At 73.7% G+C, this 22,167-nt stretch carries 27 protein-coding genes; 16 read left to right on the forward strand and 11 right to left on the reverse strand.

Annotation, left to right across the window (positions count from 1 at the left end):
• Window positions 1–14 precede the first annotated feature (14 nt).
• The 3 genes from ABID81_RS00405 to ABID81_RS00415 are packed head-to-tail and all read left to right on the forward strand — an operon-like array spanning window position 15 to window position 2,729.
• Window positions 15–1,070, forward strand: a complete 1,056-nt coding sequence (locus ABID81_RS00405; RefSeq protein ID WP_354592884.1) for a DUF418 domain-containing protein — start codon at window positions 15–17, stop codon at window positions 1,068–1,070.
• Between the two features lie 13 nt (window positions 1,071–1,083).
• Window positions 1,084–1,926, forward strand: coding sequence for an arginase family protein (locus tag ABID81_RS00410; RefSeq protein ID WP_354592885.1), 843 nt, complete (start codon window positions 1,084–1,086; stop codon window positions 1,924–1,926).
• The gene (locus tag ABID81_RS00415) at window positions 1,923–2,729 is read left to right on the forward strand and encodes a crotonase/enoyl-CoA hydratase family protein (RefSeq protein WP_354592886.1); all 807 of its coding nucleotides are present in this window, start codon (window positions 1,923–1,925) and stop codon (window positions 2,727–2,729) included. Before ABID81_RS00410 ends, ABID81_RS00415 begins: the two co-directional genes overlap by 4 nt.
• A 78-nt stretch (window positions 2,730–2,807) precedes the next feature.
• Here the strand turns inward: ABID81_RS00415 and ABID81_RS00420 are convergent, their stop codons facing one another.
• Complete coding sequence (locus ABID81_RS00420; protein ID WP_043595102.1) at window positions 2,808–2,978, reverse strand: CsbD family protein; 171 nt, start codon at window positions 2,976–2,978, stop codon at window positions 2,808–2,810.
• 194 nt (window positions 2,979–3,172) lie between these two features.
• On the opposite strand from ABID81_RS00420, the gene ABID81_RS00425 reads away from it, so the two are divergent.
• Genes ABID81_RS00425 through ABID81_RS00435 form a run of 3 tightly spaced genes read left to right on the forward strand, consistent with a single transcriptional unit; the run spans window position 3,173 to window position 5,744 of the window.
• Complete coding sequence (locus ABID81_RS00425; RefSeq protein WP_354592887.1) at window positions 3,173–4,573, forward strand: dihydrolipoyl dehydrogenase family protein; 1,401 nt, start codon at window positions 3,173–3,175, stop codon at window positions 4,571–4,573.
• Window positions 4,570–4,926, forward strand: coding sequence for a Fe-S oxidoreductase (locus ABID81_RS00430; RefSeq protein ID WP_354592888.1), 357 nt, complete (start codon window positions 4,570–4,572; stop codon window positions 4,924–4,926). Before ABID81_RS00425 ends, ABID81_RS00430 begins: the two co-directional genes overlap by 4 nt.
• Window positions 4,923–5,744: an SDR family NAD(P)-dependent oxidoreductase gene (locus tag ABID81_RS00435; protein ID WP_354592889.1), complete on the forward strand. Its 822-nt coding sequence runs from the start codon at window positions 4,923–4,925 to the stop codon at window positions 5,742–5,744. Before ABID81_RS00430 ends, ABID81_RS00435 begins: the two co-directional genes overlap by 4 nt.
• A gap of 103 nt (window positions 5,745–5,847) precedes the next feature.
• Here ABID81_RS00435 and ABID81_RS00440 read toward each other — a convergent pair whose 3' ends face one another.
• On the reverse strand, window positions 5,848–6,786 hold the full coding sequence (locus tag ABID81_RS00440; RefSeq protein WP_354592890.1) for a siderophore-interacting protein: 939 nt from the start codon (window positions 6,784–6,786) through the stop codon (window positions 5,848–5,850).
• Between the two features lie 12 nt (window positions 6,787–6,798).
• A complete protein-coding gene (locus ABID81_RS00445; protein WP_354592891.1) occupies window positions 6,799–7,227 on the reverse strand; it encodes an SIP domain-containing protein in 429 nt (142 codons plus the stop codon).
• Between the two features lie 284 nt (window positions 7,228–7,511).
• On the opposite strand from ABID81_RS00445, the gene ABID81_RS00450 reads away from it, so the two are divergent.
• From ABID81_RS00450 to ABID81_RS00470, 5 genes are read left to right on the forward strand one after another with little or no spacing between them, the layout of a single operon-like run.
• Window positions 7,512–9,011, forward strand: a complete 1,500-nt coding sequence (locus ABID81_RS00450; RefSeq protein ID WP_354592892.1) for an ABC transporter substrate-binding protein — start codon at window positions 7,512–7,514, stop codon at window positions 9,009–9,011.
• Window positions 9,008–9,961 carry an ABC transporter permease gene (locus ABID81_RS00455; protein ID WP_354592893.1) on the forward strand — a complete coding sequence of 318 codons (954 nt, stop codon included), beginning with the start codon at window positions 9,008–9,010 and terminating at the stop codon, window positions 9,959–9,961. The genes ABID81_RS00450 and ABID81_RS00455 overlap by 4 nt, the downstream gene beginning before the upstream one ends.
• Window positions 9,958–10,905, forward strand: coding sequence for an ABC transporter permease (locus ABID81_RS00460; RefSeq protein ID WP_354592894.1), 948 nt, complete (start codon window positions 9,958–9,960; stop codon window positions 10,903–10,905). The genes ABID81_RS00455 and ABID81_RS00460 overlap by 4 nt, the downstream gene beginning before the upstream one ends.
• Window positions 10,902–11,681 carry an ABC transporter ATP-binding protein gene (locus ABID81_RS00465; RefSeq protein ID WP_354592895.1) on the forward strand — a complete coding sequence of 260 codons (780 nt, stop codon included), beginning with the start codon at window positions 10,902–10,904 and terminating at the stop codon, window positions 11,679–11,681. Before ABID81_RS00460 ends, ABID81_RS00465 begins: the two co-directional genes overlap by 4 nt.
• Window positions 11,678–12,484: an ABC transporter ATP-binding protein gene (locus tag ABID81_RS00470; protein WP_354592896.1), complete on the forward strand. Its 807-nt coding sequence runs from the start codon at window positions 11,678–11,680 to the stop codon at window positions 12,482–12,484. The genes ABID81_RS00465 and ABID81_RS00470 overlap by 4 nt, the downstream gene beginning before the upstream one ends.
• A gap of 10 nt (window positions 12,485–12,494) precedes the next feature.
• Here ABID81_RS00470 and ABID81_RS00475 read toward each other — a convergent pair whose 3' ends face one another.
• On the reverse strand, window positions 12,495–13,919 hold the full coding sequence (locus tag ABID81_RS00475) for an amidase (protein WP_354592897.1): 1,425 nt from the start codon (window positions 13,917–13,919) through the stop codon (window positions 12,495–12,497).
• Window positions 13,920–14,040: 121 nt separating this feature from the next.
• On the opposite strand from ABID81_RS00475, the gene ABID81_RS00480 reads away from it, so the two are divergent.
• Window positions 14,041–14,379 carry a DMT family transporter gene (locus tag ABID81_RS00480; RefSeq protein ID WP_354592898.1) on the forward strand — a complete coding sequence of 113 codons (339 nt, stop codon included), beginning with the start codon at window positions 14,041–14,043 and terminating at the stop codon, window positions 14,377–14,379.
• 4 nt (window positions 14,380–14,383) lie between these two features.
• The gene (locus ABID81_RS00485) at window positions 14,384–14,974 is read left to right on the forward strand and encodes a TetR/AcrR family transcriptional regulator (protein WP_354592899.1); all 591 of its coding nucleotides are present in this window, start codon (window positions 14,384–14,386) and stop codon (window positions 14,972–14,974) included.
• 27 nt (window positions 14,975–15,001) lie between these two features.
• Here the strand turns inward: ABID81_RS00485 and ABID81_RS00490 are convergent, their stop codons facing one another.
• From ABID81_RS00490 to ABID81_RS00515, 6 genes are all read right to left on the reverse strand, one after another.
• Window positions 15,002–15,595 carry a GNAT family N-acetyltransferase gene (locus ABID81_RS00490; protein WP_354592900.1) on the reverse strand — a complete coding sequence of 198 codons (594 nt, stop codon included), beginning with the start codon at window positions 15,593–15,595 and terminating at the stop codon, window positions 15,002–15,004.
• A gap of 33 nt (window positions 15,596–15,628) precedes the next feature.
• Entirely contained in the window at window positions 15,629–16,384 is a 756-nt protein-coding gene (locus tag ABID81_RS00495) for a uracil-DNA glycosylase (RefSeq protein ID WP_354592901.1), read from the reverse strand.
• Complete coding sequence (locus tag ABID81_RS00500; protein ID WP_354592902.1) at window positions 16,381–17,124, reverse strand: Type 1 glutamine amidotransferase-like domain-containing protein; 744 nt, start codon at window positions 17,122–17,124, stop codon at window positions 16,381–16,383. Before ABID81_RS00500 ends, ABID81_RS00495 begins: the two co-directional genes overlap by 4 nt.
• Window positions 17,121–17,669, reverse strand: a complete 549-nt coding sequence (locus ABID81_RS00505; RefSeq protein ID WP_354592903.1) for a phosphoribosyltransferase — start codon at window positions 17,667–17,669, stop codon at window positions 17,121–17,123. Before ABID81_RS00505 ends, ABID81_RS00500 begins: the two co-directional genes overlap by 4 nt.
• Before the next feature lie 34 nt (window positions 17,670–17,703).
• Window positions 17,704–18,468: a YqjF family protein gene (locus tag ABID81_RS00510; RefSeq protein ID WP_354592904.1), complete on the reverse strand. Its 765-nt coding sequence runs from the start codon at window positions 18,466–18,468 to the stop codon at window positions 17,704–17,706.
• 90 nt (window positions 18,469–18,558) lie between these two features.
• On the reverse strand, window positions 18,559–19,002 hold the full coding sequence (locus ABID81_RS00515) for an SRPBCC family protein (RefSeq protein ID WP_354592905.1): 444 nt from the start codon (window positions 19,000–19,002) through the stop codon (window positions 18,559–18,561).
• A gap of 72 nt (window positions 19,003–19,074) precedes the next feature.
• Here ABID81_RS00515 and ABID81_RS00520 point away from each other — a divergent pair, with 72 nt between their 5' ends.
• Together ABID81_RS00520 and ABID81_RS00525 are read left to right on the forward strand one after the other, a co-directional pair.
• A complete protein-coding gene (locus ABID81_RS00520; protein WP_354592906.1) occupies window positions 19,075–19,515 on the forward strand; it encodes a cytidine deaminase family protein in 441 nt (146 codons plus the stop codon).
• Window positions 19,516–19,553: 38 nt separating this feature from the next.
• Entirely contained in the window at window positions 19,554–19,967 is a 414-nt protein-coding gene (locus tag ABID81_RS00525; RefSeq protein ID WP_354592907.1) for a hypothetical protein, read from the forward strand.
• 42 nt (window positions 19,968–20,009) lie between these two features.
• Here the strand turns inward: ABID81_RS00525 and ABID81_RS00530 are convergent, their stop codons facing one another.
• Window positions 20,010–20,972: a glycosyltransferase family 2 protein gene (locus ABID81_RS00530; RefSeq protein ID WP_354592908.1), complete on the reverse strand. Its 963-nt coding sequence runs from the start codon at window positions 20,970–20,972 to the stop codon at window positions 20,010–20,012.
• 687 nt (window positions 20,973–21,659) lie between these two features.
• Here ABID81_RS00530 and ABID81_RS00535 point away from each other — a divergent pair.
• Entirely contained in the window at window positions 21,660–22,166 is a 507-nt protein-coding gene (locus tag ABID81_RS00535) for a hypothetical protein (RefSeq protein WP_354592909.1), read from the forward strand.
• The last annotated feature ends 1 nt before the right edge of the window (window position 22,167 follow it).

A 22,167-nucleotide genomic window follows, 5' to 3' on the forward strand; every position in this document is an offset into this window, starting at 1 on the left:
CCCGCCTGGTGGGCGTGGACGTCGCTCGCGGCCTCGCCGTGATCGGCATGTTCGCCGCCCACCTGTGGCCTCGGCTCGAGCTCGACGAGAGGGTCTTCGACGGGCGCTCGGCGATCCTGTTCGCCACCCTCGCCGGGGTCTCGCTGGGGCTGATGTCGGGCGGCACCCGACCCACGCCTCCGGGTCGACGTGGCCGGGTGGTCGGCGGGATCGCCATCCGGGCCGGCCTGCTCGTCGTGCTGGGCCTCGCCCTGCAGGCCTGGAACCCCTACCTGCTCGTGATCCTGCCGTACTACGGCGTGATGTTCGTCCTGGCCCTGTCGGTGCTCTTCGCGTCCCGTGCGGTGCTGCTCGGCGTGGCGGCGCTGCTGACCGTCCTGGCCCCGTGGCTGGCCTCGACCGTCCCCGTCGACGCGTACGGCGACACGGAGCTGTCCGGCGTCGGGGGGCTCGCGACCCAGGCCCTGCTCGTCGGCGCCTACCCCGCCCTCGTCTGGACGCCCTTCCTGCTCGTCGGCCTCGCCGCCGCGCGGTCGGACCTGACCCGCACGCGCACCCAGGTCACGTTGCTCGTCGCCGGCACGCTGGCCGCGGTCGTGGGGTACTCGGCCCGCTTCGTGCCCGGCGCCTCCTCGATCCCCTGGTTCGACCCCGCCGACCACGAGGGCATGCCGGCCGAGATCGTCGGCTCGGGTGGCGTCGCCGCCGCCGTCCTCGGCCTGCTGCTGCTCGCGACGTCGACCCGCCGGGCCGGGCCGACGGACGGCGAGCGGACCGGAGGCGCGGCAGCCGTCGTCCGCGTCGTCCTGCGGCCGCTCGCCGCCACCGGCGCGCAACCGCTCACGGTCTACACGGCGCACGTGCTGCTCACCGCTCCGCTCTTCACGGTCTACCGGCTGTCCGACCCGGGCGCGGGCTACGGACTGCCCCTCGGCAACCTGGTCGCCGCCGTCGTCGTCACGCTCGCCTACGCCACCCTCTGGCAACGCTTCGTCGGCCGTGGCCCCCTCGAGCGCGCGGTCGGTGCGCTGAGTCGCCCCTGGGCCTGGAGCGCGGGCACCCGCCCGTGACAGACTGACGCCCGTGAGGTTCGTCGTGGTTCCACAGTGGCAGGGTTCACCGTCGTCGAGGGCCATGCGGCTCGCCGAGGGGGCGTACGCGATCCTCGGCGACCTGCCGTCGACCGCGACGACCGTCGTCGAGGTGCCGGTCGGGGCGGGCGACTCGCTCGGCACCCGGGTGCACCGGCTCTCGTCGGTCCTGACCATCGCCGAGTCCGTCGCACGGGAGCTGCGCACCGACGACTCCCCCGCGATCGTCGTCGGCGGCGACTGCGGCGTCGAGTTCGCGGCCGTCCGCCACGCGGTCACCCCCCGTACCGCCGTCGTCTGGTTCGACGCGCACCCCGACCTCAACAGCCCGCGCAGCAGCGAGAGCGGTGCGTTCAGCGGCATGGTGCTGCGGGCCCTGATCGGTGACGCCACCGAAGACCTGCCCACCATCGGGCCCGGGCCGACTCCCGAGCCGCTCGACCCGGCCCGCGTGGTGCTCGCGGGTGCCCGCAGCTACGACGACGCGGAGGACCGGTACATCGAGAGCCGGCACGTCCGCGCGGTCTCGTCCCTCGACTTCGACCCCGCCGAGGTCGTCGCCGCCGTCGAGGACTCGGGTGCGACCGAGGTCTACCTGCACGTCGACCTCGACGTGCTCGACCCCGGAGCGATCGAGGGCCTGCTCGACCCCCAGCCGTTCGGCCTCGAGCCCGGCGTGCTGATCGAGACGATCACGGCACTCAAGGAGCGCTTCACGCTCGTGGGCGCCGGCCTGTGCTCGTTCGCCCCGGTCGACGCGGCCGCCGCGTCGGACGACATGGGCACCATCCTCCGCGTCCTCGGGGCGCTCTCGCGAGCGACGCCCGCGCGATGAACGCCCTGGCCCCGGGTGACGACCGCCCTCGCGTCACCGTCGAGCGTGACGGTCACGTGCTGCTGATCGGCCTCGACCGCCCCGAGAAGCGCAACGCCGCCGACCTGCGCATGCTGCGCGAACTGGCCGCGGCGTACGGCGAACTCGACCGCGATCCGCAGCTGCGGGTCGGCCTGCTCTTCGCGCACGGTGACCACTTCACGGCCGGCCTCGACCTCGGCGACGTCGTGCCCGCCGTGACCGACGAGGGTCTCGACGTCGTGCCCGAGGGCGGACTCGACCCGTGGCAGGTGCACGGTCGTCAGCTGACCAAGCCCGTGGTGATGGCGGTGCAGGGCACCTGTCTGACCCTGGGCGTCGAGCTCGCGCTGGCGAGCGACGTCGTCGTGGCGAGCCGTGACGCCCGCTTCGGCCAGATCGAGGTCAGCCGGGCCATCCTGCCCTTCGGCGGGGCGACCATCCGCCTGCCCCGGCGGGTCGGGTGGGGCGACGCGATGCGCTACCTGTTGACCGGCGACCTCCTCGACGCCGAGGAGGCACGGCGCATCGGGCTCGTGCAGGACCTGGTGGACGACGGGGCGGCCTACGGGCACGCCCTCGGGCTCGCACGCAAGATCGCCGCCCAGGCTCCCCTTGCCGTCCAGGCGACCCTGGCCGCCGCCCGCCTCGCCGTCCGCGAGGGCGATGCCGCGGCCGAGGCCCGGCTCCAACCCGAACTCGTGCGCCTCCTGGCCTCGGACGACGCCCGGATCGGCTTCGAGGCCTTCGTGTCGCGGACCGCCGCCGAGTTCACGGGACGCTGACCGCGCCTCCCGGCCGGGACCACGAAAGGGCCCGCCCACCCCGAGGGGTGGACGGGCCCGAGAACGAGGCGGATCGGCCTACTTGAAGACGTCCTTGACGTCTTCGCCGACCTTCTTGGCGGAGGCACCGGCCTGGTCCTTCTGACCTTCGGCCTTCAGCTCGTCGTCGCCCTTGCGGTCGCCGAGAGCCTCTTTCGCCTTGCCGGCGATGTCCTGAGCGGCGTTCTTGATCTTGTCGTCGAGTCCCATGTGTGCCTCCTCGTAGGTTGACGCGCTCCGCCGCAAGGATCGCGGTGGTGCGCTGATGTGGGGGACGTTACCCGCGCCTCCTCGTTCGTGCCCATGGCGTCCAGAGAACTCCCAGCGTCGGCTCATCGAACGGCTCTGTCCCCCGCGGCGACCCGCCTGGGAACCCGGCACCCCGGGCGACTAACGTCGGGCCCATGACGACTTATGACCTCATCGTGATCGGAGCCGGCGCGGTCGGCGAGAACGTGGCGGACTACGCCACCCGCAACGGCCTCAAGGTGGGCCTCGTCGAAGCCGAGCTCGTCGGTGGCGAGTGCTCGTACTGGGCGTGCATGCCCTCCAAGGCGCTGCTGCGCTCGAGTGCCGTCGTGCGGGCGGCCAAGTCGCTCGACGGGGCCAAGCAGGCCGTGACCGGTGACGTCGACGTCGCCGCCGTCCTCCGTCGCCGCGACTCGTTCACCAGCAACTGGGACGACTCGGGTCAGGCCGACTGGGTCGAGGGCGCCGGCATCGACCTCATCCGCGGGCACGCGACCATCACGGGCGTGAAAGAGGTGACGGTGAACGGCGAGGTGCACCAGGCGAAGTACGCCGTCGCGGCGGTGACGGGGTCTTCGGCGCTGCTGCCCGACATCCCCGGCCTCGCCGAGTCCAGGCCCTGGACCAGCCGTGAGGCCACGAGCGTGAAGGTGATGCCGCAGAGCGTCGTCATCGTCGGCGGCGGCGTCGTCGCGGCCGAGATGGCCACGGCCTACCAGCAGCTCGGCTCGGCCGTCACCCTGATCGCCCGCAGCGGTCTGCTCGGCGGACAGGAGCCCTTCGCCGGCGAGCTCGTCGCCGACTCGCTGCGCGGACTCGGCGTCGACGTCCGCCTCGGCGTCTCGCCCTCGAACGTGCTGCGCACCGAGCACGACACGGTCGAGGCCACCCTCGACGACGACTCGACGGTGATCGCCGACGAGATCATCGTCGCGACCGGCCGCGTGCCCCGCACGACCGACCTCGGGCTCGAGAACGTCGGACTCACGCCGGGCGAGTGGCTCGACGTCGACGACACCATGCTCGTCAAGGGCACCGACTGGCTCTACGGAGTCGGGGACGTCAACCACCGCGCCCTGCTGACCCACCAGGGCAAGTACCAGGCCCGTGCCGCCGGCGAGGTCATCGCCGCGCGTGCATTCGGCAAGCCCGTCCAGGCCGAGCCCTGGGGCGCGCACGTCGCCACGGCCGACGACGCCGCCGTGCCGCAGGTCACCTTCACCGACCCCGAGGTGGCGAGCGTCGGCCTCACCGCCGACGCCGCAGGCAAGCGCGGCATCGACGTGAAGGTCGTCGACTACGACCTCGCGGCCGTCGCCGGCTCGGCGATCCACTCGGACGAGTACCGAGGTCAGGCCCGCCTGGTCGTCGACGAGTCCCGCAAGGTGATCGTCGGCGCCACCTTCGTGGGCCCCGACGTGAGCGACCTGTTGCACGCCGCGACGATCGCGGTCGTCGGCGAGGTGCCGATCGACCGCCTCTGGCACGCCGTCCCCTCGTACCCGACGGTCAGCGAGGTCTGGCTGCGGCTGCTGGACGCGTACGGCCGTCCGTGATCAACCCGCTGGTCGACTCCCCGATCTCGAGGCTCGGCTGCGCCTGGGCGACGGCCGTGGGCCTCGCGGTCGGGGTGCCGCTCAGCGTCGGCCGGGTCCGCGTGGTCGGCGACCTGATCGTCTGCCGGGGCCTGCCCCGGTGGGCGTTCAAGCGCGGCGGCACCTGCGTCGGCCGGGTGTACCTCACCCGCGACAACGACGGACCACGCGTCCTCGAACACGAGGCCGTGCACGTCCGCCAGTGGCAGAAGTACGGCATGCTGATGCCCGTACTGTACTTCTTGGCCGGCAGCGACCCGCTGTCGAACAGGTTCGAGATCGAGGCCGGCCTCGAGAAGGGCGGATATCGATGACCCGCACCGTGATCATCACCGGGGCGAGCAGCGGCATCGGCCGCGAGGCAGCCCGCGAGCTCGCGAAGGGCGGCGCCGACGTCGCCGTCGTGGGGCGGAACCCCGACCGCACGCGGGCCGTGGCGGACGAGGTGGGCGGGACGGCCTTCCTGGTCGACTACGACCGCCTCGACGACGTCCGGTCGCTCGCCGACCGGTTGCTCGACCGCTACCCGACGATCGACGCCCTCGCGAACAACGCCGGAGGCCTCGTCAGCGAACGCGGCGTGACGGCCGACGGTTTCGAACGCACCCTGCAGTCGAACCACCTCGCGCCGTTCCTGCTGACCCGGTTGCTCCTGCCGCGCCTGCTCGAGAGCGGCGGCCGCGTCGTCTCGACGGCGAGCACGGCGAACCTGATGGGCCACGTGCGACTCGACGACCTCAACTGGTCGAAGCGCCGGTGGGCGGGCGGCTGGCGTCAGTACGGCACGACCAAGATCGAGACCGTGCTGTTCGTCCGCGAACTGGCGAAACGCACCGGGCTCGAGGCGTTCTCGTTCCACCCGGGCATCGTCGTCACCGGCTTCGGCTCGGACTCACGCACAATGCGCGTCGCCAACGTCCTGACCAACGGCAACTACGGCATCTCGGCCTCGGCCGGCGCCGTGCCGCTGATCCAGCTCGCGGGGCCGACGACGATCGCGGTCGAGAGCGGCACGTACTTCGACCAGCTGAAGCCCCACGGCCGACTGCACCGCCAGGCCACCGATCCGCTGCTCGCCGAGGCACTCTGGGAGCGCACCTCCGAACTCGTGGGACTGCCCGCCGAGGTCTAGTCCGAGCCGCGGGCGCGACCCGACGGGACGGGCAGGGCCCGACGACCAGGGCAGGAGGCGCGACCGACGAGGCCGCGCCTCCTGCGTCGTCGAGGCCCGTGGGTCAGGACTCGGACCTGCCGACGCGCCAGTACCCCATGAAGGCGACCTGGCGGCGGTCGATGCCGACCTCGCTCACCAGGAAGCGCCTCAGGGTCTTGATCGCCCCCGCCTCGCCCGCGAACCAGGCGTAGAGGTCGGCGCTGACGGCCGCACCGTGCGGGTCGTCGCCGTGGGGGACGTCCCAGAGGACGTCGTGGTCGACGTCGACCTCGCTCACCTCGACGCCGTGGTGCCAGGCGGTGACGTAGCGTGCCGTCCAGCGGCGGACCGCGACGACGAGGGCCTCGCCGTGGCCCGAGGTCGCCTCGCGACGCGGCAGCCAGTGCACGTCGACCCCGGGAGGCGCGACCAGGTCGAGCTCGTCGGCCGCGGTCGGGATCTCGATGAAGACGCACCCCCGCGCGTCGGAGGGCAGCGCCTCGACGATGGAGCAGATGGCCGGCGCCGCGGTCTCGTCGCCCGCCAGGAGGAGGGTGCGCGCGTCGCCCGGCGACCACTCGACCCCGCTGCCCGTGACGCCGCTCGTGGCGTCGGGGCCGACGAGCATCAGTTCGTCGCCGACCCGTGCCCGCCCGGCCCAGGCCGACGCGGGCCCGGTGTCGCCGTGGCAGACGAAGTCGACGTCGACCTCACGCTGCGCCGGGCGCGCGGCCCGGGCCGTGTAGGTGCGGAAGACGTTCTGCCGCTCGGCCGGCAGGGCACGCCACGACGAGTACCAGTCGTCGGTCGGGAAGTCGTCGTACCCGGTCGTCTCGAGGGGCAGGACGACCTTGATGCGCTGGTCGAGCCCGTCGACGCCGAAGTCGCCGAGGTCGTCGCCCGTGAAGGTGATCCGGACGAACGACGGCGCCAGGCGACGGACGGCCGCCACGCGGACGCGGTAGGGGCGGTGGGCCGGCTTCGCCGGGCGCTCGACGGTGGCGGTGGACGCGGTCGTCATGGACGTCGCCGCTCAGGCCGCGGCGGGGGTGCCGACGTGGAAGAGCTGGCGCAGGTCGTGCCGGAGGTCGTAGGCGAAGGCCGGAGGGCCGCCGAGCCAGACGACGTGCTCGCCGGTCGCGACGGTCTCGGGCTCGACGTACATCTCACCGAGCCAGGCACGGACGGCCCGCTCGAGGGCCTGGCCCGGAGCGCAGGACGTGCCCGTGCCGGGGACGCCGGAACGACGGTCGCGGGCGAGCCAGGTGACGGTGACGCGACCCGGCGAGGCGAGCGGCACGACGTCGTCGGCGCTGTCGACCTCGATGAACACCTGACCCCGGGCACAGATCGGCAGGACGGAGAGCATCTCTCGCAGCACGGGGATCGACGAGGCGTCCGCGGCGAAGAGGACGCGCAGGGCGTCGTGCGGCAGGGGCGGGTTCTGGTCTACGAGGAGCATGTCCCCTTCAATATAGGTAAGGCTTGCCTCATCCGCCACACGGGTCTCTCGACGGACAGCGACTTCCCCGGCGTGGTGGTAGGTTCTGTCGGGTCCGGCGTCCGTCAGCGACGCCCGGAACGAGGGGCCGTGCCGTGTCCGACAGCAACACGGTGGCGGATCGCGTGGACCGGTTCAGCAGCGACCGGGACTCCCCCGCCGAACGACCGAGGGGCCCTCCCGCGCCTCCGGTCCCCCGTCGCCGTGGACGAACCGCCACGGCCGTCCCCGGAAGGCCCCACCAGGTGCGCACCCTCCCCCTCTCCGCCGCCGTCGCCGCGCTGTTGCTCCTCGCGACGGGCTGCTCGTCCGCCTCGTCCCCCGACGGGTCGGGCACACCCGACGCCGACGCCACCGTCACGGTCGGACTCGTGCTCGAGCCGAGCGACCTCGACATCCGCAGCACGGCGGGCATCGCGCTCGACCAGGTGCTGATCGACAACGTCTACCAGGGTCTCGTCGGCCGCACGCAGGACAACGAGATCCGCGACGTGCTCGCCGAGAGCCACACGATCAGCGACGACGGCCTCACCTACACGTTCACGCTGCACGACGGCGTGACCTTCCACGACGGAGCCGCCCTGACGGCTGACGACGTCGTGTGGTCGCTGTCGCAGGTGAAAGACGACGCCTCCCTCGCGAACCACGCCGACCTCGCCGCCGTCTCGACGATCACGGCCCCCTCGGCCGACACGGTCGTGCTGACGCTCTCGCGGCCCGACTCGTCTCTGCTGTTCGACCTCACGGGGAGGGCCGGTCTCGTGCTGCAGCAGTCGGCGACGAACGACCTGTCGACCACGGCGAACGGCACGGGTCCGTTCGAGCTGACGAGCTGGCGCCAGGGCGACAACCTGCAGCTCGGGCGTTTCGCCGACTACTGGGGCACCCCGGCGAAGGTCGCCGGAGTCACCTTCCGGTACGTGACCGACCCGTCCGCGGCGATCAACGCCTCGATCTCGGGCGACGTCGACGTGCAGACCGCGGTCGACGCGACCCTCGCCGGCCAGCTCGACGGCGTCGACGGCATCACCGTCGAGAAGGGCAAGACGACCGACAAGTACACGCTCGCCTTCAACAACGCCGTCGCACCGTTCACCGACGCGAAGGTGCGCAAGGCCCTGCGGCTCGCGATCGACAACGACGCGCTGATCGCCGCCGTCGGCGGTTCGGCCGTCGACCAGGGCGGTCCGATCCCCGAGCTCGACCCCGGCTACCAGGACCTCACGAACGTCGACGCGTACGACCCCGACGAGGCGAAGGCCCTGCTCGCCGAGGCCGGCCACGACGGTGACCTGTCGCTGACCCTCGAGTACCCCAACGTCTACCCGACCGCGATCGGTGACGTGCTGACGACGCAGCTCAAGGCCGTCGGCGTCACGTTGTCGGTGCAGCAGGTCGACTTCAGCACCTGGCTCGACGACGTGTACTCGAACGGGGACTTCGAGCTCAGCATGGTGAACCACGCCGAGACCCACGACTTCTCGAACTGGGCGAACCCGGACTACTACTGGAACTACGACAGTGCTCCCGTGCAGCAGCTCTACGCCGAGTCGATCGCCGCGACCGACCCCACGGTGGCCGACGAGAAGCTCGCCGAAGCCGCGAAGATCGTGTCGGAGGACGCTCCTGCCGAGTGGCTCTACACGGCGACGACGTTGACGGCTATCCACGACGGCGTCACCGGGTTCCCGACGAGTTCGACCACGACGCGCCTCGACCTGGCCGACCTGGCCAAGGCGGAGTGACCCGCTTCGTCGCCGGCCGCCTGCTCCTCTTCGTCGGGGGGCTGGCCGTCGCGAGCGTGCTCATCTTCGCGACGCTGCGGTTGCTGCCGGGCGACGTCGCCCAGGCGATCGCCGGCACGACCGGGTCGCCCGGGCAGGTCGCGGCCCTGCGTCAGCAGCTCGGCCTCGACCGGCCCGTCGTCGTGCAGTACCTCGACTGGGCGGGGGGCCTCCTGCGCCTCGACCTCGGCGAGTCGCTCGTGACCGGCACCCCCGTCGTCGACGAGGTGCTCGACAAGCTCGCCGTCACCCTGCCGCTCGCCGGGCTCTCGCTGGTCTTCGGGTTGCTGATCGGCATCCCGCTCGGGGTGACCAGCGCACTCCGCCGGGGCCGCGCCTCCGGGGTGGTCCTCGGCACCGGGGCCCAGCTGCTCGCGGCCGTGCCGGTCGTCTGGGCGGGCATGCTGTTGATCGGCGTCTTCGCGGTGACGCTGCGGCTGCTGCCCACGCAGGGGTTCCCGGCCGACGGCTGGAGCGACCCCGGCCGGGCCCTGCGCTCGCTCGTCCTGCCGGCGCTCACGATCGGCATCGTCGAGGGTGCCGTCCTGCTGCGGTTCACCCGGTCGGCGGCCCTCGGCGCCCTCGACCAGGACTACGTGCGGACGGCCGCGGCGAACGGCATGACGCGGTCCCGCGCCCTCGTGCGACACGGACTGCCGAACGTCCTGCTCAGCGTGGTGTCGATCCTCGGCCTGCAGGTGGCGGGCCTCGTGGTCTCGGCCGTCATCGTCGAACAGCTGTTCACGCTGCCGGGCCTCGGTCGCATGCTGGTCACCGACGTCGGCCGCCGCGACCTGACGAAGGTGCAGGGTGAGCTGATGACGCTCACCACGCTCGTGCTGGCCATCGGCCTGGTGATCGACGTGGTGCACCGCCGGCTCGACCCGCGCCTCCGGGAGGACGACCGATGAGGCGCGGCGCGTTCGTCCGCGACCTGCTGGGTCGACCGCAGGGTGCCTTCGGCGTCGGCTGGCTCGCCGTGGTGGTCGCGTGCGCGGTCGTCAGCCGGTTCTGGACGCCCCTCGACCCCTTCGACACCGACCCTTACTCGGCCTGGCTGACGCCGTCACCCGCGCACCCGTTCGGCACCGACTCGGTGGGACGCGACATCTTCAGCTACGTGTTCGCCGCCACCGGCACGACGGTCGTCGTCGCCGTCGCCTCGGGGGTCGTCGCGACCGTCGTCGGCGTCGGCCTCGCGGCCCTCGGCTCGTTGACGGCCCGCTGGGTGCGCGAGTCCGTCGCCGTCCTGATCGACGTGCTCGTGGCGTTCCCGACCCTGTTGATCGCCATGGCCCTCGCCGCCGCGTTCGGCGGGTCGCTGACGGTCGTCGTCGTCGCGGTCGGCATCGGCTACGGGGTCTCGATCGCCCGGGTCAGCCGGTCGGAGATCCGTCGGGTGGCACGGACCGACTACGTGCTGGCGGCCCGGGCGAACGGCCTCGGCACCGGGGCCGTGCTGCGGCGGCACCTGCTGCCGAACGTCGCCCCCGTGTTCGTCGTCCAGCTTTCGTTGTCGATGGCGACGAGCGTGCTCGCCGAGGCGGGACTGTCGTTCCTCGGCTACGGCGCCCCCGCCGACACCGCGTCGTGGGGCCGGCTGCTCAGCGACCTGCAGAAGTTCATCGGCATCCACCCGGGCTCGGTGGTGTGGCCCGGTCTCGCCATCACCCTCACGGTGCTGGCGCTCAACCTGCTGGGCGACGCCGTGCGCGACGCGTCCGACCCCCGTCTCCGGTCGGGCCGTGCGGGGCGTGGCGCCGCGGCCGGCCCGACCGGGCGGCCCACCGGTCCGACCGGTCCGGTGACGCCCGCAGCGCCCTCGCGACCCGTCGCCCCGGAGGTGGTCTCGTGAGCCTCGTGATCGACGACCTCACCGTCACCATCGGCGACCGTCGCGTCGTCGACGGCGTCTCGCTCCACGTGCCCGACGGTGCCCGGGTGGGGATGATCGGCGAATCGGGTTCGGGCAAGTCGCTCACGACCCTGGCCGTGCTCGGCCTGCTTCCCGACGGTGCCCGGGCCACGGGCAGCATCCGGCTCGACGGGCGCGAACTGCTCGGCGCCTCCGAGCGAGAGCTCGCGGGCCTGCGGGGCCGCGTCGTCGGCACGGTCTTCCAGGACCCCGGCACGACCCTCGACCCGGTCGTCACCGTCGGCCGGCAGATCGCCGAACCCCTGCGGCTGCACACCCGGATCGGTCGGCGCGACGCCCGCGCCCGGGCGGTGGCCGCGGCCGCCGAGGTCGGCCTGCCCGAGCCCGAGAGCGTCGTCGACCTCTACCCGCACCAGCTCTCGGGCGGTCAACGCCAACGCGTCGGCATCGCCATGGCCCTGATCAACCGGCCTGGACTCGTGCTCGCCGACGAACCGACGACGGCCCTCGACGTCACGACGCAGGCCGAGGTGCTCGCGCTCTTCCAGCGCCTGGTCGACGAACGGCGGACGTCGCTGCTCTTCGTCACGCACGACCTCGCCGTCCTCTCACGGATCACCGACCACGCCGCCGTCCTGTCTCACGGCCGCGTCGTCGAGAGCGGCCCCGTCGAGCAGCTGCTGCACCGCCCCGAGCACGAGGTCACCCGCGGACTCGTCGAGGCGACGCGGGCGACGACCTGGAGGGCCTCGTGAGCGACCGGACGACCGACACCGCGCCTCCTCTGCTCGTGGCGCGCGGACTCACCCGCACCTTCACCCTGCCGCGACGGTCGCCGTTCCAGCCGGGTCCGGTCCGGCACGCCCTGGTCGACGCCGACCTCGAGGTCGCGGCCGGTGAGAGCGTCGCGTTGATCGGCGAGTCGGGGTCGGGCAAGTCGACCCTCGTGCGCCTGCTGCTCGCCCTCGACCGGGCCACGTCCGGCACGGTCGCGTTCGACGGCCGCACGGTCGCACCCGACCGCGCCTCGCGACTGCGCTGGCTGCGACGTCAGACGGGCATCGTGCTGCAGGACCCCTACAGCTCGCTCGACCCGCGCATGCGCGTCGGCGACACGATCGCCGAGCCCCTGCGCGCCCTCGGCGTCGAGGGCGACCACGACCGCCTCGTGGCCGAGATGCTCGAACGGGTCGGCCTCGACGCCGGAGACGCCGAGGCGTGGCCGCACGAGTTCAGCGGCGGGCAACGGCAACGCATCGCCCTCGCGCGGGCACTCGTGCACCGCCCGCGACTGCTGATCGGCGACGAGCCGATGAGCGCCCTCGACGTCACCGTGCGCGCGCAGGTCCTCGACCTGTTGCGAGAGCTCCGCGACGAACGGGGGCTCGCCCTGCTGCTCGTGTCGCACGACATCGGGCTCGTGCAGCACCTCGCCGACCGGGTCGCCGTGCTGCGCGACGGCCGCATCGTCGAGCAGGGCGCGACCGACGACGTCCTGCGACGGCCGCGGCACGACTACACGCGCACGCTCGTGGACTCGGTGCCGACGCTGGACTAGGCCCCTCGGCTCACCACGTCGGCGGGTGGCGGCGCTGCCACCGCAGGCGCCGCTCGAGCTGCGCGCCGATCGCGAGCAGCACGTCCTCGCGGCCCGGCCTCCCGATCAGCTGCACGCCCGCGGGCACGCCGTCGACCTCGGCCACCGGCAGGCTGATCGCGGGCAGCCCGGCCACGTTGACGAACGACGTGAACGGCGAGTACAGGCACTGCTGCTCGAAGTTCCGCTCGGCGTCCTCGGCGTCGTACCAGCCGATCGGGCGCGGCAGCATCGCCAGCGTCGGCGTCAGCACCGCGTCGAACGGGGCGAAGCGCTCGATCACGCTGCGCTCGAAGGCGGCGAGACCGACGAGCGCCGCCGACAGCTCGCGAGCCGTCACGCGCCGCCCCTGCTCGACGAGCCACCGGGTGATCGGTTCGAGCATCGCGAGCTCGGCCTCGGTCTCGGCCGGGATGCCCGCCGCGCCCGCCTGCCAGATCGTGCGGAACAGCGCCGGGTAGTCCGACGGCGGCAGGCTCGTCTCGTCGACGCCGTGGCCCATCGAGGCGAGCAGGTCGGCGGTCTCGCCGAGGACACCGAGGAGGCGCGGGTCGACCCGGACGTCGAACGCGTCGTCCCACGGGCTGGTCGTCATCACCGCGACCTGGTACCGCCCCTCGCCCCGGACGGCGGTGCCGAGGTAGGCCCCGTCGGGCGACGGCGGGGCCCAGAGGGCCTGGTGGTGGCGCGGTGGGTGCCCGTCGGGCGACACCATCGCGTCGAGCAGCAGGGCGGCGTCGGCGACCGACCGGGCCAGGGCCCCGCCGACCGGAAGCCCGGCGAGGCTCGTGAGCCCCGACTGCGCCGGCACCCGACCCCGGGAGGGCTTCAGGCCGACGAGGCCGGTGGCGGCGGCCGGGATGCGGATGCTGCCCCCGCCGTCCGATCCGGGGGCGAACGGCAGCAGACCCGCGGCGACGGCCGCCGCGGCCCCGCCGCTCGAGCCGCCGGAACCGGTCCCGGGCGCCCAGGGGTTCCGCGTGGGCGGACCGACGAGCGTCTCGGTGTAGGCGGTCAGCCCGAACTCGGGGGTCGCCGTCTTGCCCAGGCTGACGGCCCCGGCCTGGTCGAGGGCCTCGGTGACCTCGGACGACGTCGTGGGCACCCGACCCCTGCTCAGGCGCGACCCCGACCAGGTCGGCACGCCCGCGCGGTCGCTGAGGTCCTTGTCGGCCAGGGGCAGCCCCCACAGCGCGGCGACCGACGGACCGGCCGCGGCGAGGTCGTCGGCCCGCTCGAGTGCGGCGTCGGCGGTCACGGTGACGAAGGCCCCGAGGTCGCCGTCGAGCCGCGCGATGCGCTCGAGGTAGTGGGCGGTCAGTTCGCGGGGCGAGACCTCGCCGCGACGCAGCCAGTCCCACTGCTCGTGGGCGCTCAGGTGGTGGAGTTCGAACACCCGTCGAGCCTAGGCCGCGGACCGGCACGCCCGGCACGTTTTCTGGTACATTTGTCCCATTCGTGCTCCCCCGGCCGCAGGTCGCCGCCGGGACCGTCGCGCGTCTCGACAGGACTCCGTCATGGGTTACCTCTTCCTCGCGCTCGCCATCGTCGGCGAGGTCTTCGCCACGAGCTTCCTCAAGGTCACCAGCGGCCCCGACGCCAAGTGGTGGCAGTACGCCGCGGTCGTCGTCGGCTACGTCTTCGCGTTCGCCATGCTCTCGCAGTCGCTCGGCAAGGGCGTCCCGCTCGGCATCGCCTACGCGATCTGGGCAGGCATCGGCGTCGTGCTCGTCGCCCTCATCAGCTGGATCTTCTTCAAGGAGCCCCTGACGCTCGTCCAGCTCGGCGGCATCGTGCTCGTCATCGGGGGCGTCACCATGCTCGAGCTCGGCGGCCGCCACGAGGCCGCGGCCTGACCCGGTGGGCGACCCGACCTCGGGCGACGGCCAGCCCCCCGACGACACGGCCGCCGACGGCCCGACCCTCACCCCCAAGGGCGAGGCGAGGAGGCGCGCGCTGCTCGACGGCGTCCTGACCGTCCTCGAGGCGGGCGGCCCCTCGGCCGTGACGCACCGGGCGGTCGCCCGGGCGGCCGGCGTCCCGGTCTCGGCGGCCACGTACTACTTCGCCGGCCGGGACGACCTGCTGCGCGCGGCGCTACGGCACGCGACCACCGACTGGGCCCGGTCGTTCGACCGCCTCGAGCGCGCCTCCCTGCGTGACCTGGCCGAGACCCTCGTCCGGTACGCCGTCACCGAACGGGGGGCGGCGCGGGCGCAGTACGAACTGCTCTTCACCGCGATGCGTGACGAGTCGCTGCGCGAGGACGCCGAGCTCTGGTACTCGTCACTCGAGCACGTGCTGTCGCGGGCGGGCGTGCCGCCGGACCGGGTCGACGTCGCGGCCCTGGCTGTCGACGGGTTGATCGTCCGCATGCTGTGGCGGGGCGAACCGGGCACCGCCGCCGCGACCGAACGGGTGCTGCGACAGGTCGTCGGACCGCTGTCCTGAGCCGTCGGCCTCCGACGCGCGGCCGGTTCAGCCCCTGCGACGCTTCTTGAGCGACTTCTGCATCGTGATCGTGCCGAGCGAGCGGCCGAACTTGAAGCCGACCCGCCCCATGCGCCCGACCTCGGTGAAGCCGAGACGGGCGTGCAGGCCGATGGACGCCTCGGCGTTCTTGTCGGCGATGACGGCGATCATCTCGCGGATGCCGGCGTCGCGGCACGCCTCGACGAGGGCCTCGAGCAGGGCCCGGCCGAGTCCCTTGCCGGTCGACGCGGCTCGCAGGTAGATCGAGCTCTCGACGGTGTAGCGGTAGGCGGCCTTGCCACCCCAGGGCGTCGCGACCGCGTAGCCGAGGGCCTCGCCGGACGGGTTGACCGCGACGAGGAACGGCATGCCGAGCTTCGTCACGAAGGCGAACTTGCGTCGCCATTCGGCGAGGGTCATCGCGTCCTCGTCGAAGGTCACCGACGAGTTGGCCACGTAGTGGTTGTAGATCTCTCGCACGTAGGGCAGGTCGGCCGGCGTGGCCGGGCGGATCACGAACGAGAAGCCCGGTTCGACCGGAGCCGGGGGCCGCAGGGCTCGGGGAAGCCGCCGTCGGGGCTGGTATTCCTCTTCGAGCACGGGCCCACTCTGCCACGCCGGGGGCGGCCCGGCTCAGGACGCGGGCGGCAGGGTCCAGTCGACGGGCTCGCCGCCCTGCGCGACGAGCAGCTCGTTCGCCCGGCTGAACGGCCGCGAGCCGAAGAAGCCCCGTGACGCCGACAGCGGGCTCGGGTGCGGCGACTCGATCGCCGGGACGTCGCCGAGCAGCGGCTTGAGCGCCGACGCGTCACGCCCCCAGAGGATCGCCACGAGCGGCCCGCCCCGCGCGGCGAGCACCTCGATCGCCCGTTGCGTGACGGGCTCCCAGCCCTTGCCACGGTGCGACGCCGTCTCGCCCGGACGCACGGTGAGGACGCGGTTCAGCAACAGCACGCCGTGGCGCGACCACGAGGTCAGGTCGCCGTGCTCGACCACGGGCACGCCCAGGTCGTCGTGCAACTCGCGGTAGATGTTCGCCAGGCTGCGTGGCACGGGACGGACGTGCGGGTCGACCGCGAAGGACAGCCCGATCGGGTGACCCGGCGTGGGGTAGGGGTCTTGACCGACGATCAGGACGCGCACCTCGTCGAGCGGCTGGCGGAAGGCCCGCAGCACGTTCTCGCCCGCGGGCAGGTAGCCGCGCCCGGCGCGCACCTCGCCCCGCAGGTACTCCCCCATGTCGGCGATGCGGTCGGCCACGGGCTCGAGGGCGGTCGCCCACGACGGGTCGATCTGCTCGGAGAGCGGCCGACGGTGGACGTGCGTCTCGTCGCGAACCGGCTCACGACCGTGCTCGTCGCCCCGGCCGGCACCGCCCGCGTCGGTCACTCGACCCCGAGCGTGCCGACGGAGACGCCGACGATCTCGCCGTCGTCGTCGAGCTGCGGTTCGACCCGCCAGACGCTGCCCGTGCCGAGCACCGCGAGGGCGCCCTCGCCGACCACGAGGGCGGTGTTCTCGTCGATCGCGACGCCGCCGCGGACGAGCCCCGCCTCGGTGGCGGCGATCAGGCGGGTCAGGGTGCCCCACTGGGCGGCGTGCACGTCGATCGCGAGGTCGACGAGCCCGAGGCCGTCGGCGAGGGTGACCTCGTCGAGGTCCTCGGCGGCGTCCTCCGGGCAGACCGGCACGTCGCCGATCAGCCACCCGCCCAGCAGCGCACGGTCGGCGGCGATCATCGCCCCCGCCGAGAACCCGAGGTAGGGCAGCCCGTCGGCGACCAGCAGGCGCACCTGGTCGATCAAGGGGGCGACGGCGTCGAGGTAGGCGGGCGTGAGCCCGCCCGCGACGAGCAGGCCGTCGACGTCGCTGAGCACGCGGGTGTCGAACTCGTCGCCCGCGGTGACGATCGTGGTGAGCGCCTCACAGCGTCCGCCGGCTGCCAGCATGGCGGGGTACCCCTCACGGAACTCGGCGGACGGCGAGTCGTCGGCGACGACGATCAGCACGGCGATGCGGGGCACGCTGCGACCGACGGCGGCGCCCCGGACGGCGGCCTCGGCCACGAAGAGGTCGTACAGCTCGGTGTCGTCGGGCGACCAGCCGCCGCCCACGAGGTGGATGCTCACGCGCCCGCCCCCGAGCCGACCTCACGCGTCACGGGCGGCAGGGCGCTCCACGGGAAGGTGATCCACTGGTCGGTGCGCTTCCAGACGAAGTCGGGCTCGAGCACGGTGCGGGGCTTGCTGTACAGGCACACGGTGCGCACCTCGACGGCGACCTCGGCGAGCAGGTCGCGCACGAGCACGAGCGTGCGCCCCGAGTCGGAGACGTCGTCGACGACGAGCACCTTCTTGCCCTCGAGCGACGGGGCGTCGAGGGTGGGCGGCAGCAGCACGGGCTCGGGCAACCGCTCGTCGACCCCGGTGTAGAACTCGACGTTGATCGAACCGCACATCTTGGTGTCGAGCGCGTAGGCGACCGCACCCGCGAGCACGAGCCCACCCCGGGCGACGGCCACGATGACGTCGGGTGCGAAGCCCGCCTGGACGACGTCGGAGGCCAGGTGGCGGGCGGCCTCGCCGAACTCGAGCCACCCCAGAACCTCTCGCTCGGGAGCCTCGACCTCGGGTCGTGCGGGGGCGGCCTGGCTGTCGTCGGGTGGGGTGACCATGCCGACAACCGTAACGCGCGCAGGCCCCCGCGCGTCACGCGGGGACCCAGGCACCCCCGGGCGGCGCGAAGACGGTGTCGACGCCGTCGGACCACAGCAGCGAGTCGGGTTCGCGGTCGGTGACGCCCGGCAGGCCGCTGTCGGCCACCAGCTCGTCGTCGAGGTCGACCAGTTCGGCGCGGCGCAGCGACCACGTCTCGTGCCGGTTCGGCCAGTACCGCGTGCGTCCGCCGCGGGCGACGTGCATGCCCCAGCGGGCGGTGAGGAACTCGGCGAGCGGGTCGCCGGACACCACCTCGTCGGTGGGCCGGACGGCCAGTCGCGACGACGGGTTCACCCCGGGCCCGAGCCGGGTGCTGCGATACGTGACGACGCCGTCCGCCCGCGTGCGCTCCATCGACGCCCACCGGTACGGCAGGCCGAGGCCGGCGTTGGCCGCGAGCACCGAGACGAGCCGCTGGGCCTCGAGGGTGCGGAAGACGACGCCGCGCCTCCCGAGGGCGTCGACCGAGTACAGCCGCACGTTGGTCTCGAGGAAGTCGCCGGCCCAGGGCACGGCAGGCAGCGGACCGAAGGCACTGCCGGTCAGTTCGAACGGGATCAACCCCACCCAGGTCGAGCCGTCGAACACGTCGGGTCGGGTGCCGGGCGGCAGCAGCGGCGCGACGCGCTCGGGTTCGACCCGCCAGTGCGCGAAGGCGAGGCCGCCCCAGTGCTGCCGGATGAACGCGGGGCGGAGCAACGGAGGCGCGGTGGCGGTGACCGGTTCGGGCTCGGCCCCCTGCGTGGTCGGGTGCATGACGGCCACGCTACGGACGCCGCCCGTGAGCGGGCCGGGTCTGTCGGCGGGGTCGGTCGGCGGGGTCGCCCTCCGTCGGTCGCCGACGACCTACCGGTCGCGCGGGCCTCGTTCGTCGGGGCGGGCCTGGTCGAGGACGGTCTGGTCGAGCAGGGCCGCCAGCCGATCGAGGTCTCGTCGCACGGCGTCCGCGTCGGCCCGGTAGTCCGCCTCCGACGTGCCGTCGCGGCGGAAGAGGGTGAAGACGACCTCACTGCCCCGGTCGTTCGGGACGACGCGGAGGGGGTTGTGGACCACCGTCCCGTCGGGCAGCGTCACGTCGTGATCGAGCACGCCCTGCTCGACCGGTCCGGTGAAGGCGACCTCGACGACGCCCAGGGGCGACTCCGTGAACCAGCGGTCGCCCTCCGAGCGGATGCCGGCACCGAGGCCGGCCGCCCACAGCGGGAGGTTCCGCGGGTCCCCCGCGACGCGCGACACGACCGCGACGTCGTGGTCGAGCGGACGGGAGAGATGGACGACGGGCCAGGTCATGGCGGCAAGCTAGCAGGCGAGCTCCCGCGCCGGGCGACGCGGACGGAGGGCGGTCGTCGTAGGGTCGGGGTCGTGCCCGCCACCCTCCCGCCGTCAGCCACCGCCCTCACCGACGAGGACCACGCGCTCGTCGAGGCCGCCCGGTCGACCATCGACGCCGTCACCGACGCCGGCCCGGACGAGGACGGCGTGCACACCATGGGCGCGGCCGTCCGCGCGGCCGACGGCCGGATCTTCACCGGGGTCAACGTCTTCCACTTCACGGGCGGGCCCTGCGCCGAGCTCGTGGCCCTCGGCGCCGCACGGGCAGGCGGCGCCACCGACCTGACGCACGTGGTCGCCGTGGGCAACCACGGCCGGGGCGTCACGAGCCCGTGCGGGCGTGACCGTCAGGTGCTCGCCGACCTCCACCCCCACGTCCGCGTGATCCTGCGCGGCCCTGACGATCTCGTCAGCGTGACGGCGGACGAACTGCTCCCGTTCGCCTACGACCACGGCGCCGAGCAGGTCTGATCGTCGTGTCCGTCGGAGGAAGGGGTCGGACGAGACCGGTGCACGTCGTGCTCGCCGGCGCGTGCGTGGCCGGGCTGCTCACCGGATGCGGCCCGAGCGCCGGAGGCACCACCTCGGCCTCCTGCGCGATCAAGGAGGTCGACCTCGACGGTTCCGACCTCCGGCCGGGTGGCGAGGTCCGACTGAGCGTCGACTGGATGACCTCGAGGTGCGAGGACACCGGCGGCATCGCGCGACCGGCCAGAAACGTCGACGTGACCGTCACCACGGCGGGCGACCGCGAGCCACGCCTGCTCGGGACGGTCGACGAGGCCGCCGGCCCACGCTTCACCGTCGCCGGCTCGTTCCCCCTGCCCGACGACCTGCCGATCGGTGAGGCCACGCTGGCCGTCACGTCGACGTCGGGCGAGGGGACGGTCGCCGAGACGCCGATCGTGCTGACCGCGGGCTAGGCCCGCGCGACCCGCCGGCGACGGGCCGCCCGGCGCCGGCCATCAGTGACGGACCGTCGCCGATCGAAGCGGCTCGAGGTGGTCGACCGGCACGCCGATGCGGGCTCCGCGCAGCAGGCCCGACACGCGACCGGCGACCAGGCCCACGGCGGCGACGGCGAGCAGCGAGGCCCCCGGACGTCGACCGAGCAGCGAACGCCACGCGGCCGCGGTCAGCCGACCGGGCGTGACGCGGCGGGCCGTGCCCGTGTCGGCGTCCCGACCGACCGAGCGTCGGAGGGCGGACTGGGCGACGCCGCGGTCGGACGCCGCGCCGGCGACCGACCGCCACCGCGTCTCGCCCGCGGCGACCGTGCGCGAGACCCGGGCCGACGAGGTCGAGACGACCCGCGCCTCCGGCTCGTCGGCGGCGAGGCGCAGGCAGAGCTCGGCGAACTCGGCGCCGCGGGGAGTCGTCCGGCGTGCGTCGGCGCCGCTGGCCAGGCCGCCGACCTGCAACAGGTCCCACCGTCGGAACGCCACGCTCGGACCCGAGACGTCCTCGAGGCCGACGGGGCCGTCGGGACGCGCACGCGGCGTGCAATCCACCGCCCAGAGGAGGGCGTCCGGCAGGCCCGACGCGGCCGTGCCGGGCCAGGTGGGCTCGGTCCGCCCGACGACGGCGATGACGTCGACCTCGTCGAACGGGGCGGCCATGGCCTGCGCCCAGCCCGCGTGGGCCGAGGAGTCCGCACCGAGGAACGCGACGACGTCGCCGCGCGCGGACTCGATGCCGGTGTCGCGACTGCCGGCGAGACCGGGCGTGCGGGTGTTGTCGACGACGACGAGGTCGTCGTAGCGGTGGCGCAGGTCGTCGCGCAGCCTCGGCGCGCGGTCGACCACGACGAGGACCTCGTGCACGTCCCCGTCGCGGAGGACGGAGTCGAGGGCGGCCAGCAGGCCGTCGAACGGGGTGGTCTCGTCGGCGCAGACGACGACGCTGATGCGGGGGGCGGGGCGGTTCACGCGGTGCCTCCCCGGGGGGTGCGGCGGGCGGACGGGAGGACGGCGGGCTCGGGTAAGCGGACGCAGAGGGTCACGGGGTTCCTCGGGGTTCGTCGACGGTCGCCGGTCGCACCGTGGACGGTGCGTTCGGGTGGCGACCCTCGTCGGAGGGTGCGTTCGGGTGACGGGGCCGGGAGGGTGGTCCGGCGACGTCTGCCGGTGGCCGATTCGGGCGACCACGGCCGAGGCACGCCCCGGATTCGGGTTCGGGACGTCCTGACGGGGACAACGCTACGCGGGGCGTCCTGAGAACACGAGGCGAACGGGGGTCCCCCGTTCGAGGGGGACCCGTCCGGGTGACGCACGGGTGGCGTCGCCCGGCCGGGCACACCCCCCGGGGTGAGGCCCGCCGTCCGGTGCGGTTCGGCGCCCCGACGGCCCCCGGAGGGCAGGAGGCGCGGGTGCCGTCGACCGCGTCCGTCCGGCCTCCGGCCCGCTCGCCCCGGCCCCGAACCACCCGTCGGTGACCCGGGGGCCGTGTCGCGCGGCCGTCGCGCACCCGGCCCCCCACCCGGTCGGGACCCCGCCCCACGCCGGTAGTCTCGGGGCCTCACCCCGAGCACGAGAGGACGTCGACGAGTGCCCCACGGCCCAGGATCACGGCGCCGAGCCGAACGCACGGCACTCGAGCGTGCGGTGGACGAGGGCGTGCTCATCGTGCGCGCCGCCCTGGTCGTCTCCGTCACCAACCAGATCATCCGGCGTGCGCTGCAGGAGCACCTGCCCTTCGACGAGGGCGTCGCCACCCGGGTCACCCGTGACGAGATCGACCGCCTGGCGGCCGAGCAGACGGCCGCCGCCGTCCGCGTCCGCAAGCTCCGTCGGATGACCGGCCGCTCGTACGGCCAGTCCCGCCACCAGTTCGACTACCGGCAGGAGGACGCCGGCGCGCTCAAGCTGCGCGAGGCCGCCTCGAAGGGCGTGGCCCGAGAACTCGCCGCGCGGCGGGACGACGACGCGTTCGTCGGCGGGGTCGTGGCGGACGCCCGGTCCCGCGCGTGGGACGACGTCGGGCAGACCGTCGTCGACCGGCTCGGCTGGGCCGCCCGGCCCGCCGACGACTACGACGACGGCCGAGCCGACCGGCTGCGCGACCTCGTGGAAGGCGACCTGGCCGCCCTCCGCGACGCGCACCCGCGCCCCGGACGCTCCTGAC

This window comes from Frigoribacterium sp. PvP054, from assembly GCF_040547465.1.
Taxonomy (GTDB): domain Bacteria; phylum Actinomycetota; class Actinomycetes; order Actinomycetales; family Microbacteriaceae; genus Frigoribacterium.

Coding starts and splice junctions, on each gene's coding strand:
- ABID81_RS00415 (WP_354592886.1), top strand. CDS start 1,923: ATGAACGCCCTGGCCCCGGGTGACGACCGCCCTCGCGTCACCGTCGAG.
- ABID81_RS00420 (WP_043595102.1), bottom strand. CDS start 2,978: ATGGGACTCGACGACAAGATCAAGAACGCCGCTCAGGACATCGCCGGC.
- ABID81_RS00425 (WP_354592887.1), top strand. CDS start 3,173: ATGACGACTTATGACCTCATCGTGATCGGAGCCGGCGCGGTCGGCGAG.
- ABID81_RS00435 (WP_354592889.1), top strand. CDS start 4,923: ATGACCCGCACCGTGATCATCACCGGGGCGAGCAGCGGCATCGGCCGC.
- ABID81_RS00440 (WP_354592890.1), bottom strand. CDS start 6,786: ATGACGACCGCGTCCACCGCCACCGTCGAGCGCCCGGCGAAGCCGGCC.
- ABID81_RS00445 (WP_354592891.1), bottom strand. CDS start 7,227: ATGCTCCTCGTAGACCAGAACCCGCCCCTGCCGCACGACGCCCTGCGC.
- ABID81_RS00460 (WP_354592894.1), top strand. CDS start 9,958: ATGAGGCGCGGCGCGTTCGTCCGCGACCTGCTGGGTCGACCGCAGGGT.
- ABID81_RS00480 (WP_354592898.1), top strand. CDS start 14,041: ATGGGTTACCTCTTCCTCGCGCTCGCCATCGTCGGCGAGGTCTTCGCC.
- ABID81_RS00505 (WP_354592903.1), bottom strand. CDS start 17,669: ATGGTCACCCCACCCGACGACAGCCAGGCCGCCCCCGCACGACCCGAG.
- ABID81_RS00510 (WP_354592904.1), bottom strand. CDS start 18,468: ATGCACCCGACCACGCAGGGGGCCGAGCCCGAACCGGTCACCGCCACC.
- ABID81_RS00515 (WP_354592905.1), bottom strand. CDS start 19,002: ATGACCTGGCCCGTCGTCCATCTCTCCCGTCCGCTCGACCACGACGTC.